Annotated in this window: 11 protein-coding genes and 1 tRNA gene; 5 read left to right on the plus strand and 7 right to left on the minus strand. The window is 41.0% G+C overall.

The genetic code is table 11. The features are described 5' to 3' along the window. The 5 genes from ftsI to FTT92_RS10110 form a co-directional block, all read right to left on the minus strand. Positions 1 to 1,827, minus strand: a complete 1,827-nt coding sequence (gene ftsI / locus FTT92_RS10090) for a penicillin-binding protein PBP3 (protein WP_168378186.1) — start codon at positions 1,825 to 1,827, stop codon at positions 1 to 3. A gap of 12 nt (positions 1,828 to 1,839) precedes the next feature. After that, a complete protein-coding gene (gene ftsL, locus FTT92_RS10095) occupies positions 1,840 to 2,172 on the minus strand; it encodes a cell division protein FtsL (protein WP_180106813.1) in 333 nt (110 codons plus the stop codon). Between the two features lie 10 nt (positions 2,173 to 2,182). After that, positions 2,183 to 3,094, minus strand: coding sequence for a 16S rRNA (cytosine(1402)-N(4))-methyltransferase RsmH (rsmH, locus tag FTT92_RS10100; protein WP_180011304.1), 912 nt, complete (start codon positions 3,092 to 3,094; stop codon positions 2,183 to 2,185). Positions 3,095 to 3,279: 185 nt separating this feature from the next. Beyond that, entirely contained in the window at positions 3,280 to 4,296 is a 1,017-nt protein-coding gene (locus FTT92_RS10105; RefSeq protein WP_078192855.1) for a sulfate ABC transporter substrate-binding protein, read from the minus strand. Between the two features lie 249 nt (positions 4,297 to 4,545). Beyond that, on the minus strand, positions 4,546 to 5,553 hold the full coding sequence (locus FTT92_RS10110; RefSeq protein WP_180102333.1) for a sulfate ABC transporter substrate-binding protein: 1,008 nt from the start codon (positions 5,551 to 5,553) through the stop codon (positions 4,546 to 4,548). Between the two features lie 381 nt (positions 5,554 to 5,934). Between FTT92_RS10110 and FTT92_RS10115 the strand changes: the two genes are divergently transcribed. The 4 genes from FTT92_RS10115 to FTT92_RS10130 all read left to right on the plus strand — a co-directional run bounded on the left by FTT92_RS10115 (position 5,935) and on the right by FTT92_RS10130 (position 8,569). After that, on the plus strand, positions 5,935 to 6,228 hold the full coding sequence (locus FTT92_RS10115) for a hypothetical protein (protein WP_180062805.1): 294 nt from the start codon (positions 5,935 to 5,937) through the stop codon (positions 6,226 to 6,228). Between the two features lie 169 nt (positions 6,229 to 6,397). Then, positions 6,398 to 7,906 carry a glutamate--tRNA ligase gene (gltX, locus tag FTT92_RS10120; protein WP_180077127.1) on the plus strand — a complete coding sequence of 503 codons (1,509 nt, stop codon included), beginning with the start codon at positions 6,398 to 6,400 and terminating at the stop codon, positions 7,904 to 7,906. Positions 7,907 to 7,997: 91 nt separating this feature from the next. Then, positions 7,998 to 8,073, plus strand: a tRNA-Glu gene (locus FTT92_RS10125). A gap of 154 nt (positions 8,074 to 8,227) precedes the next feature. Then, complete coding sequence (locus FTT92_RS10130) at positions 8,228 to 8,569, plus strand: hypothetical protein (RefSeq protein WP_078189395.1); 342 nt, start codon at positions 8,228 to 8,230, stop codon at positions 8,567 to 8,569. Between the two features lie 25 nt (positions 8,570 to 8,594). Here FTT92_RS10130 and FTT92_RS10135 read toward each other — a convergent pair whose 3' ends face one another. After that, entirely contained in the window at positions 8,595 to 9,566 is a 972-nt protein-coding gene (locus FTT92_RS10135; protein ID WP_180012416.1) for a cation diffusion facilitator family transporter, read from the minus strand. Between the two features lie 352 nt (positions 9,567 to 9,918). Here FTT92_RS10135 and FTT92_RS10140 point away from each other — a divergent pair, with 352 nt between their 5' ends. Beyond that, entirely contained in the window at positions 9,919 to 10,329 is a 411-nt protein-coding gene (locus FTT92_RS10140) for a tetratricopeptide repeat protein (protein ID WP_180172054.1), read from the plus strand. A 63-nt stretch (positions 10,330 to 10,392) separates the two neighbouring features. On the opposite strand, the gene ettA is transcribed toward FTT92_RS10140, so the two are convergent. Continuing rightward, positions 10,393 to 12,054 carry an energy-dependent translational throttle protein EttA gene (ettA, locus tag FTT92_RS10145; protein WP_180042172.1) on the minus strand — a complete coding sequence of 554 codons (1,662 nt, stop codon included), beginning with the start codon at positions 12,052 to 12,054 and terminating at the stop codon, positions 10,393 to 10,395. Between the last annotated feature and the right edge of the window lie 162 nt (positions 12,055 to 12,216).

Here is a 12,216-nt window from a genome sequence, read left to right on the forward strand (position 1 = left end):
TTACTGGATCTTAGGAGTGTCTAAAGGTTTATCTAATGGTACGTTCATTAAACGTAAAGATTCTTGCATTACACGAGCGAAAACTGGTGCAGCCACCAGACCACCGTAATACTGACCTGTCGGGTTTTCCACTACAACAATCATGGCCAAACGTGGATCACTCACTGGTGCAACACCGGCAAAGAGTGCTCGATATTCTGAAGTCGAATAGCCTTTACGGTCTGCACGTAATTTATGTGCTGTACCAGTTTTACCCGCCACGCGATAACCCGGAATATTGGCTTGACGTGCCGTACCACCCGGCAAGGTCACTGCTTCCATCATTAAAAGCACTTGATCAGCAATTTTAGGGTCAACCATCTGCTCACCTTTCGGCTTTTCCTCAAGCTTGTACAAGCTCAGTGGCATTTTGACGCCTTTGTTGGCAATCATGGCATAAGCATCAGCCAGTTGGAGCACTGTAGCGTTCAAACCATAACCATAAGCCATGGTTGCTACTTCAGACACATTCCATTTGCTCTTCGGCAAAATCAGACCAGCACTTTCACCGGGGAATTTCACCGCTGAACGTTGACCAAAGCCAAGACGTTGATAGAACGTTGGTAATGTTTCATAAGGGAGAGATAAAGCGATTTTTGCCACACCGACGTTAGACGATTTTTGAATAATGCCACCCAAAGTCAGAGGACCATAGTTATGCGTGTCTCGAATAGTATGATTCCCTACACGCATAGAACCCGGTGTGGTATTTACCACCGTATTTGCCGTGTATTTACCGCTTTCCAATGCCATTGCCACGGTCATTGGCTTCATAGTTGAACCCGGCTCAAATGAGTCAATTGCACCACGGTTACGCATGGCATCTTTATTTAAGACACCTTTTTTATCATTTGGGTTGTACGACGGCCAAGACGTCATCGCTAAAATTTCACCCGTTTTGACATCGACAGCAATCGCTGTGGCAGAACGTGCGTTATTGGCTACCCCGGCTGCAGTCAACTCACGATACATAATGTATTGCAAACGTGAATCAATACTCAGCGTGATATTTTCACCCGACTCAACTTCTTTCACGATCTCAGGGTCTTTAACGCGGTTGCCTTTTTTATCTCGGACAATTTGCTGCGCACCATCTACGCCTGCAAGACGTTCATTCAATTGCATCTCTAAACCTTCGATGCCCATACCCTCACTATTGGTTAAACCAATAATTTGTGAGTTTGGCTGAGGCTGTGGATAGTAGCGCTTATAGTTTTTCTCGGTATATACCCCCTGAAAGTCACGTTTCATGATCAATTCAGCTTGTTGTGGCGGCACTTCTTTCTTTAAAACTAAATAACGTGAACGTGGACGCTCATTCATTTTGCGTCTCAGTTCAGCACGATCCATCCCTACAGCATCAGCGAGTTCATCTAAATTCAGATTTTTATCTGGTAATTGACGTTTTAACTTACGATTGTTTGGATCTTTAGCCAATTCGGCCGTAATTTCTTCAAAGAGTTTTTTATTGTCAAAATAATCACGTGGATCGATCACGATTTTCATGATCGGAGTACTAATGGCTAAAGGAACGCCGTGACGGTCATAGATTACACCGCGCATGGCTTTTAAGGTTTCAGTTCTTAAAATTTTGGCATTGGCTTTATTTTGTAAAAAGTCTTTATTGATGATTTGTACATAAAAAGCCCGCCCGACCAATGCAATAAAGCACAGTAAAACCACCGCCCACATCAAGTGATAGCGCCACATCTCCACCGAAATGGCTGTACGACCAGTAACAGACTGCTGTTTTTTACGCGGAGTTTGTTTGTTTCTCTTTTCAACCATGTGACCGGCAGCCTATTTTTTCTGTTCTGGAGTTTGTGGCAATGAAATAACAACGGTTTGTGCAATAGGAGGCGAATACATCCGTAATTGGGTAACTGCACGTGTCCCAATTTGGGCTGTTGCACCAAAAGTTTGTTGTTCGATCAGCAAACGTCCCCATTCTGCATTGAGGTCATCCCTTTCACGCATATAGGTACTCAATTGACGATAATCTTGGCGATATTCAAAAACTTGAAACACCACCATAATCGCACTCACAAAAACCAAGAGCAATAAAATGCTGTATGTAATGATTTTCTTAGACTGCGATTGATCAGAGTTTTTTTCGATTGCTTCGGTTTTCATTCTTTGCCTTTTAAGCTAAACGCTCTGCCACACGAAGCCAAGCACTACGAGATCGTGGATTGGCTTTAACTTCTTCTTCACTTGCTTTAATTCGTGACACTTTTTTTAAGCGGCGGGTATCTTCGCGTTTTTGTGGTAAACCCCAGCCTGTGTCTTCTGCAAGTGTAGATTCTTTTTGGATAAATTGTTTAATTAAACGATCCTCTAAAGAGTGGAAACTGATCACTGCCAGAGTGCCTTCAGGTTTCAGCATCTCCACCGCTTGAGGTAAGAAGATATCAATATCGTCGAGTTCTTTGTTAATAGCAATACGAATTGCTTGGAAAGTTCGTGTCGCTGCATGTTTATTTTTTTCCCATTTCGGGTGGGCAACTTTCACGATTTCGGCCAATTGAGCTGTGGTTTCAATATACCCTGCCGCTTTAATCGCTTTGGCAATACGGCGGCTATAACGCTCTTCACCATATTTAAAAATAATATTAGCTAAATCTTCTTCTTCAATATCAACCAACCACTCTGCGGCTGTTGGACCTTGTGAATTGTCCATACGCATATCGAGTGGGCCATCTTTCATAAAGCTAAAGCCACGCTCTGCTTGGTCTAGCTGCGGAGATGATACCCCTAAATCCGCCATAATACCGTCGACCAAGTCGATACCACGACTACGCAGTTCCTCTTTTAAATCGGCAAAACTAGCGTGAATGATTTTAAAACGCGCATCTTCTTGTTCTAATTCTGCTGCAACAGCCAACGCTTGCGGGTCTTTATCAAAGGCATAAACACGTGCGTTTTCATCTAATTTAGACAGTAATAAACGCGTATGACCACCACGCCCAAATGTGCCATCTACGAAAATTCCTGTATTGCGATCTGCCAGTAAAGCATCAACAGTTTCATGAAGTAATACAGAAATATGCGACATAAGGGTTCGTTCAACACAGCTAAAAATGTAACTGCACATTATTACCTTGTTTTAGCAAAGCTCCAAACGTCTTTTTGTACAGAAATATTACTTTCTATAGAGAAAACCGTTTTTATTTTTTGCCATCCATTAAAAAACCTCCCGAAGGAGGTCTTTGAACATCTCAAATCCTAGATTTCGATGTATTAGCGCTTGTTATTGTAGATCTGATCGAAGATCGCACCATTCACAAAATGTGTTTGTTGTGCTTTTGCCCAGCCACCAAAGACTTCATCAATAGTAAAAGTTTTTAAAGGTGGGAACTGAGTTTTATATTTTGCTAAAACTGCTGCATTACGTGGACGATAGAAATGACGAGCTGCCATCTCTTGACCTAATGGAGAATAAAGATAATTGATATAGCCTTGAGCTAACCATTTATTACCATTTTTATCGACAGTTTTGTCTACGATTGCCACTGAAGGCTCAGTCAAAATCGACATCGATGGATATACGATATCAAATTTGTTTTTACCCAAAGTTTTTTGCGTAACTAAAGCTTCGTTTTCCCAAGTCAATAACACATCACCGATGCCTCGTTCAGCAAAAGTAGTCATCGATGCACGTGCCGCAGAGTCCATCACTTTTACGTTATGGTACATTTTACCCACGAAATCTTTGGCTTTGGCTTCATTACCACCCGGCTGTTTCAAAGCATAACCCCAAGCTGACAAGTAAACCCAACGTGGGAGACCGCCAGTTTTCGGGTTCGGGGTAATAATTTGTACGCCCGGTTTGGTTAAATCAGACCAATCTTTAATATGTTTCGGGTTGCCCTTACGCACCATGAAGACAATCGTTGACGTATATGGCGCTGAGTTATGTGGAAACTCTTTTTGCCAACCCGGCTGAATCTGACCAGACTTTACAATTTCCTCGATATCATTGGCCAAAGCCAAAGTCACGACATCACCTTTTAAACCATCAACCACGGAACGGGCTTGTTTACCTGAGCCACCGTGTGATTGTTTAAATGCGACCGTTTTACCCGTACGCTCTTTCCAATATGCACCAAATGACTTATTAAATTCGTCATAAAATTCACGCGTTGCATCATAAGAAACGTTTAAAAATTCACGATCAGCGGCCTGAGCAGACGCAGAGAAAGCAACACCAGTGGCAAGCAACGCAGCACTGAGCCATGCCTTAAATTGAGTTTTCATAACAGCCAGCATAAAGTTATATTCAATACTGCTAAATATATGAAATAAAGTCATAAATCGCAATTGCAGCGTGTTTAGACCCTTTGCTGAATACAGCTAACGCTACGAATTTAATTGTTTGTTTTTCATATTAAAATACACAAAAACAATCTACTTATTCTCTATATATAGATTTTTATGCATTACATATGCAAAAAAACGGATAACCCCAATTATCCGTTTTTACAGCGCACATTATAGTGGGTCGTTTTACTCTTTATTCTTTTCACTATAAATTTGATCAAAAATCGCACCATTCACAAAATGTGTCTTTTGCGCTTTGGCCCAACCGCCAAACACTTTATCAATGGTAAAGGTTTGAACTTTCGGGAACTGAGCAGCATATTTTGCAGTGGCTTTTGCATCGCGAGGGCGGAAGAAATATTTACCTGCTAGCTCTTGGCCCTTAGGTGAATATAGATAGTTTAAATAACCCTTCGCCAAATTTCGATTACCATTTTTATCGACGGTTTTATCTACCACAGCCACCGAAGGCTCGGCTAAAATCGAAATAGAAGGATAAACAATGTCATATTTATCTTTGCCAAAGCCCTGGGTCGCTAATAGTGCCTCATTTTCCCAAGACAATAAGACATCTCCAATGCCACGCTCAGCAAAGGTCGTGAGCGAACCACGTGCACCAGAATCCAATACTTTGACATTGCTATAGAGTTTTTTCACCAATTCTTTGGCTTTGGCATCATTTCCACCCGGTTGTTTTAAAGCATATCCCCAAGCTGATAAATAGATCCAACGCGGTGCCCCACCTGTTTTTGGATTTGGCGTAATAATTTCAACGCCCGGTTTGGTTAGGTCATTCCAATCTTTAATTTTTTTCGGGTTGCCCTTACGCACCAAAAATACGATTGTTGAGGTATACGGTGCAGAATTATGTGGAAATTGTTTTTGCCAATTTTTATTGATTTGTCCGGTCGCCACAATTTCATCAATATCGTTGGCCAATGCCAAAGTGACAACGTCTGCTTGTAAACCCGTTGCTACGGCACGAGCTTGTTTGCCAGAGCCACCGTGAGATTGTTTAAAATTAATCTCTTGTCCTGTACGTTTTTTCCAATATTGTCCAAATTCTTGGTTATATTCCTGATAAAACTCACGTGTTGGATCATATGAGACATTTAAGAAATCTTTTGCGGCATACACCTGTACCGCCACCCCACCCAACAATGCGAAAATGCCCGATGCTATTATTTTTTTCATCTGCTCAAACTCAAATTGATCTTGAGAGCACTATATAAATCAAAAATAACTTTAACAATCAACTATCTATAATATAAATTCAAATCTATTTCTGTTTTAAAGATATCTAAAAATAACGTATTTAAAGCTTTAATTCTGCTAATGCAGCAACAATCAGAAGCGATCTCCATGCTATCTTCATAGTTGTTTGCTAAAACATCCGAAAATCTGGAGAAAACAGTCTATTTAGGTAATCCTAGTACAGACTTTTTTAGTTTTTTTGTAAAAATTGTGACGTAGTTCTACTTTTTAATTACGAAAGATGGTTAAATCGTAGTCTAAATATTAAAACTATTTTGCAAATAAAAAGTTCCATCACCAAAACTAGGGGGAGATTTGGACATGAAATTTTCATACGCACTATGCCTAGGCTTAAGTTTAAGCGTTACTGCACAGACTGCTTTGTGTGCTGCAACCAGCACCGCATCGAATAACAAACTTACGATGCCTGCTGAACGTACCTCATTGATCGAAAAAGCGATTAATCAGCAAAAATCTGAAGGTAAAGGCCGTACAGACGATAATTTAAAAGTACTTACGTCTATTAAAGCTGCACCGACTCAAAGTTTCTTTGCATCACAAAACCAAAGTTTTTCTCGTTTTGTTCAAGCTATTTTTTCTGGTAGCAGCTCATAACGACATCAGCATACTGATGCTGTCCAAGCTATTGTTTTAGACGAGTTCCCCTACTGTCGTCTAAAAAATACTTAAAAATGCCTGATCATTCAATGTTGAATTAAGCATTAAGTGATCAGGCTTTTTCGTTATAATAGATCCCAATTTACATTCTGATTAAAAGCTGATTATGACTGTTCGTACTCGTATCGCACCTTCTCCTACTGGTTTCCCGCATGTTGGGACTGCTTATATTGCATTGTTTAACTTATGTTTTGCGAAGCAACATGGCGGTGAATTTATTCTTCGTATTGAAGATACAGACCAACTGCGCTCTACCCCAGAATCTGAAAAAATGATTTTAGATTCATTGCGTTGGTTAGGTTTGAACTGGTCAGAAGGTCCAGATGTGGGTGGCCCTCATGCGCCATACCGTCAATCTGAACGTATGGATATTTATAAACAATATGCTTTGGAACTGGTTGAAAAAGGTCATGCATTCTACTGCTTCGCAACAGCAGAAGAACTCGATCAAATGCGTGCGGAACAACAAGCACGTGGTGAATCACCGCGTTATGACGGTCGTGGCTTAAAACACACTGCAGAAGAAGTGGCACAGCGTTTGGCTGCTGGTGAACCGCATGTCATTCGTATGAAAGTGCCTGAAGAAGGGATTTGTAAATTTAACGACTTACTACGTGGTGAAGTCGAAATTCCTTGGGCGCAAGTCGACATGCAAATTCTACTGAAAACCGATGGTTTACCGACGTATCACTTGGCAAACGTGGTTGATGACCATTTAATGGAAATCACTCACGTAATTCGTGGTGAAGAATGGATTCCATCTGCGCCTAAACACCAATTATTGTACAAATATTTTGGTTGGGACATGCCTGTACTTTGCCACATGCCGCTGTTACGTAACCCAGATAAATCAAAACTGTCTAAACGTAAAAACCCAACGTCAATTAACTACTACAAAGACATCGGCGTTTTACCTGAAGCATTATTGAACTACTTAGGCCGTATGGGCTGGTCAATGCCGGATGAAAGTGAAAAATTCACTTTGGCTGAAATGATTGAACACTTTGACATTCAACGTGTATCACTAGGCGGTCCAATCTTTGATGTTGAAAAGCTAAACTGGTTAAATGGTCAATGGATTAAAGGTTTAACACCGGGTCAATTGCTCGACACCCTGCTGGCTTGGAAATCAGATCGTAATACCTTGGAAGAAATTGCTGCTGCGATTCAACCGCGTATTAATTTATTATCTGAAGCAGTGAATTGGGCAGGTTTTTATTTCAACCAATTCCCAACACTCAGCAAAGAACAGTTTGAAAGCAAAAAGTTGACTGAAGAACAAGTGCGTCAAAGCCTTCAATTTGCCATCTGGCGTCTAGAAAGCATGTTCACTTGGAACAATGACACCGTCAGCCAAACGCTTATGGATTTGGCGAACCAAATGAACATTAAACTTCGTGACTTCATGCCAACCTTCTTTATTGCTATTGCAGGTTCAACATCTTCGACACCGGTTATGCAATCAATGGTAACCATTGGTCCTGATTTAACCTTTGCTCGCTTACGTCATGCACTTGAAATTGTGGGCAGCCCGAGTAAAAAAGAAACAAAAGCATGGGAAAAACTCAATGAAAGCTTAAAACTGCCGAAAAATGATGCAGTTGATGAAGCTTAATTGATTTTTTAGTTGACGGATGGGCGTTATCCCCCTAATATAGCGCCCATACCGAGAGATGGTGTCAACCAACTCTAAGTTGCCTCAAATTGTCCCTATCGTCTAGAGGCCTAGGACATCGCCCTTTCACGGCGGTAACCGGGGTTCGAATCCCCGTAGGGACGCCATATTCAAGGTGATGCAAATCATCTTATAAAAAACCCAAGCATTATGACTTGGGTTTTTTATTGCCTAAATTTTATCTGATTTAAATTTACGGTATTTTTGCTTTCTGCGTCATTCTGATTAAAATAAACCATAGATTAAAATTATGGAGTTGCAATGCAATACCGTTGCCCAAAATGTCAAAGCCCTAAAATTATGCCCCTTGCGCAAGCAGGCCAGCCTGTTGCTCGTCCTGTCGTGCCAAAAAGCCTGATTATCCTCATCCCTGCGGTATTTATTCTTTTACTGTTGGTGATTATCAGCATCGCAATGTGGATTTTTGGTGACGGTGCAGGTACTACATTACAAACTGCGACTGTTGTTGTATTTATTGCTTGCTTGATTGCTGGCTTCATGTTCTATCGCGACCTGCCAGATTTCAAAATTTCAATGCAAGGTTTTATGCAATCACAGAAAAAATGGAAATGCCGCGAATGTAATCATGAATGGGAAATCTAAGCCGGCCATTTAAATTACATCAGCATTAGTGCTGATGTGATTCATCATGAGAATGCGCGTGATCATCTTGATGATGCTCATGTGCATGATCAGACTTTTGAGTGTGTTGGTGTACTACACATTCATCTTCTTCGATTTGCAATGTCATCTCCGTGATTCCGTGCTCATGTTGCAACATTTCAATCGCCTCAAAATACAAGGCATTACGATCGGCTTCAGGTGCAAAGAGATGAACTGTCAAATGCACATTCTTTGACGTAATTGCCCAGACCTTTAACTGGTGAATACTCTCCACCCCTTTGAGTGCCAATAAATCATTGCGTAACTTTTCTATGTCAATTTCTTCAGGCACGCCTTCTAATAAAATATTGATACTTTGTTTGAGTAAAATCCAAGTCCTTGGCAAAACCCAAAAGCCAATGAGCACCGCAATAAGCGTATCGACCCACATCCAGCCGGTAAAATAAATAATCGCCGCGCCAATAATCACACCCACCGAACCTAAGGCATCACTCAACACCTCTAGATACGCTCCTTTCACATTCAAGCTTTCTTGCGAACTGGAAAATAATATACGCATCGAGATTAAATTAATGATCAAACCAATAACCGCCACAATCATCATGCCCATGCTTTGAATTTCAGGCGGCGTTGAAAAGCGCTGATAGGCCTCATACAAAATATAAATAGCCACCACAAATAGCATCAAGGCATTAAACAAGGCAGCCAAAATTTCAAAACGCTGATAGCCAAAGGTACGTTTGTTATCAGCAGGCAGCTTGCCAATTTTAATCGCGACCAATGCTATGGCAAGGGCTGCGGCATCGGTGAACATATGTGCCGCATCTGACAATAGCGCCAAACTTTGCGTCATAAAGCCAGCAATGACTTCAATAATCAAAAACGTCGTGGTCAGTGCTAAGGCAAAACTTAATTTTTTGACATTCCCTTCTGTGACAACGGCATGGCTGTGGTCATGCCCATGATGCTCGCTCATTATTTTCTGACCTTTATAAATTATATGTTCTTCAGTCATGAGCTTAACAGGTGCAGTAAACGTAATAAAATTACATCATTCAGCCAGCATCATTGTGTTTTACTCTCAAACCTTAAACTGCTTTTTCAGCATCCTCTTTCAATTTATTCAAATTAATTTTTCGCGATCTAGATGACTGAAATTACTTATAAATATTTTTCAATACCTATTCACATATCATGACAAGCATGCTAATTTTCATCTTAAGTGTGATCTGTTTAAAACAATTAAATCATTCATCGCAGCGCACGAATGACTGCAATTAATATTTTTATTAATCAAGTGGTTATATTTAGCAACAAGGAGTTTAACAATGATGATACAAGCTCTGAAAAAAGTCTATGCACTGTTATTACAACAGATGAATCCAAAGTTGCAAGGAATGCATCTTTCGGTTCCAGAAGCCGAGGGTAATTATGCCCAAGGAACTTATTTCGAAATTCTTGCGGCTCAACACCATCAAGACTTTCTCAGTCACCATACTATGAATTCAACAGACCAATCCCCTACTGACTATCGCAATGCTATGTGGAATTTTTTAAGTGCCGCATTAAAAGGTCATAAAGATGCCCAATATCGCTTAGGTCTCGGTTATTTACGTGGAGAACTCGGCTTGGACCGTAATTATGAACTTGCAGAACTTTGGCTCAGTAAAGCTGCTGCACAAGGCCATGAACATGCAGACTTCGTCTTACATCATGCCTATGAAGACATTGTCGTATAGTCATTTCATCCCAAGCAATAAAAAACCAGCCCGCAGGCTGGTTTTTTATTTTAAAACTGGAACTTAGTTGCCAATTTTGCGGTATTTTTGACGCTTTGCAACAAGGTCATCACCATCACGTTTACGACGGTATTCTTCAAATTCATGGTAGTTACCTGTAAAGAATTCAGGTGTTTCACCTTCAAATGACAAGATGTGCGTAGCAATACGGTCGAGGAACCAACGGTCATGCGAGATCACCATTACAGTACCCGGGAATACTAAAATGGCATCTTCAAGCGCACGTAAAGTTTCAATATCCAAGTCGTTTGACGGTTCATCGAGTAAGATGACGTTTGCACCCATTTGCAGGATTTTCGCAAGTTGTAAACGGTTACGTTCACCACCTGATAATTGACCTACACGTTTTTGCTGATCTTGACCTTTGAAGTTAAAGCGACCGATATACGCACGAGATGCGATTTCGTATTCACCAATTTTCAAGATATCTAAACCGCCAGAAACTTCTTCCCAAACAGTTTTGTTGTCATCTAAGGTGTCACGAATCTGACCAACATAAGCCACTTTAACAGACTCACCCAGTGTAACTGTACCTGTATCTGGTTGTTGTTCGCCTGTCATCATACGGAATAATGTGGTTTTACCCGCACCGTTTTCGCCCACGATACCTACAATTGCAGCAGGTGGTACAACGAACGATAAATCTTTATAAAGTGTACGGTCACCAAAGGATTTACTAATACCTTCAACTTCTACAACTTTATTACCTAGACGTGGACCAGGTGGAATATAGATTTCAGACGTTTCGTTACGCTGTTGGAATTCACGAGAGTTCAACTCTTCAAAACGCTCCATACGCGCTTTGTTTTTCTTTTGCTGACCTTTAGCATTTGAACGAACCCATTCAAGTTCTTTTTTCAATGCTTTAGCAAAAGATTCTTCTTGCTTCTGTTCTTGCTCTAAACGGGCATTTTTCTGCTCTAACCAAGAAGAGTAGTTGCCTTGGTATGGAATACCCATGCCGCGGTCAAGCTCAAGAATCCACTCTGCCACATTATCCAAGAAGTAACGGTCATGGGTAATCGCAACGATCGTACCTGGGAAGTCTTTCAAGAAACGTTCCAACCATGATACTGATGAAGCATCCAAATGGTTCGTTGGTTCATCTAGAAGTAACATGTCTGGTTTAGACAATAACAAACGGCAAAGTGCAACACGACGGCGCTCACCACCAGACAACTTAGATACATCTGCATCCCAAGCTGGAAGGTTCAACGCTGCAGCAGCCTGATCCATTTGGTTCACAATATTATGTGCATCCCATGAATGGATAATGGCTTCTAACTTCTCTTGTTCTTTTGCAAGTGCATCAAAGTCAGCATCTTCTGCTGCATATTCTGCAAACACTTCATCAAGACGCGCCAAAGCATCTAACGGCTCACGTAAACCGTCTTCAACGTTACCACGAACGTCTTTGCTTTCATCCAATGGCGGCTCTTGTTCAAGGTAACCAATTTTGATACCCGGTTGAGCACGTGCTTCACCTGAGAAATCTTTATCTACGCCCGCCATAATACGAAGCAAGGTAGATTTACCTGCACCGTTTAGACCAAGCACACCAATTTTTGCGCCTGGGAAAAATGATAAAGAGATGTCTTTCAGGATTTCGCGCTTAGGCGGAACCATCTTCGACACACGGTTCATCGTGTAAATATATTGGGCCACTTAGGACTCCTCAATAGTCAAAACATATACGGAACAACACAAAGTTGCCCCTGCTCAATTGAGCGAAAAAATAATCGGCTATTATACGCATAAAGTCGTGAAAAAATAAGGTTTCGCACACGCCTTCAATGCATTGTTACAAGTTTAATGGCGAACAAAATT

It is taken from the genome of Acinetobacter sp. YH12023 (genome assembly GCF_013420135.1).
Lineage (GTDB): Bacteria > Pseudomonadota > Gammaproteobacteria > Pseudomonadales > Moraxellaceae > Acinetobacter > Acinetobacter amyesii.

Excerpts from the sequence above, each read along its gene's own strand:
- FTT92_RS10115 (WP_180062805.1), top strand. The coding sequence starts at position 5,935 with ATGAAATTTTCATACGCACTATGCCTAGGCTTAAGTTTAAGCGTTACT.
- FTT92_RS10140 (WP_180172054.1), top strand. The coding sequence starts at position 9,919 with ATGATGATACAAGCTCTGAAAAAAGTCTATGCACTGTTATTACAACAG.
- ftsL (WP_180106813.1), bottom strand. The coding sequence starts at position 2,172 with ATGAAAACCGAAGCAATCGAAAAAAACTCTGATCAATCGCAGTCTAAG.
- gltX (WP_180077127.1), top strand. The coding sequence starts at position 6,398 with ATGACTGTTCGTACTCGTATCGCACCTTCTCCTACTGGTTTCCCGCAT.
- FTT92_RS10105 (WP_078192855.1), bottom strand. The coding sequence starts at position 4,296 with ATGAAAACTCAATTTAAGGCATGGCTCAGTGCTGCGTTGCTTGCCACT.
- FTT92_RS10110 (WP_180102333.1), bottom strand. The coding sequence starts at position 5,553 with ATGAAAAAAATAATAGCATCGGGCATTTTCGCATTGTTGGGTGGGGTG.
- ftsI (WP_168378186.1), bottom strand. The coding sequence starts at position 1,827 with ATGGTTGAAAAGAGAAACAAACAAACTCCGCGTAAAAAACAGCAGTCT.
- rsmH (WP_180011304.1), bottom strand. The coding sequence starts at position 3,094 with ATGTCGCATATTTCTGTATTACTTCATGAAACTGTTGATGCTTTACTG.
- FTT92_RS10130 (WP_078189395.1), top strand. The coding sequence starts at position 8,228 with ATGCAATACCGTTGCCCAAAATGTCAAAGCCCTAAAATTATGCCCCTT.
- FTT92_RS10135 (WP_180012416.1), bottom strand. The coding sequence starts at position 9,566 with ATGAGCGAGCATCATGGGCATGACCACAGCCATGCCGTTGTCACAGAA.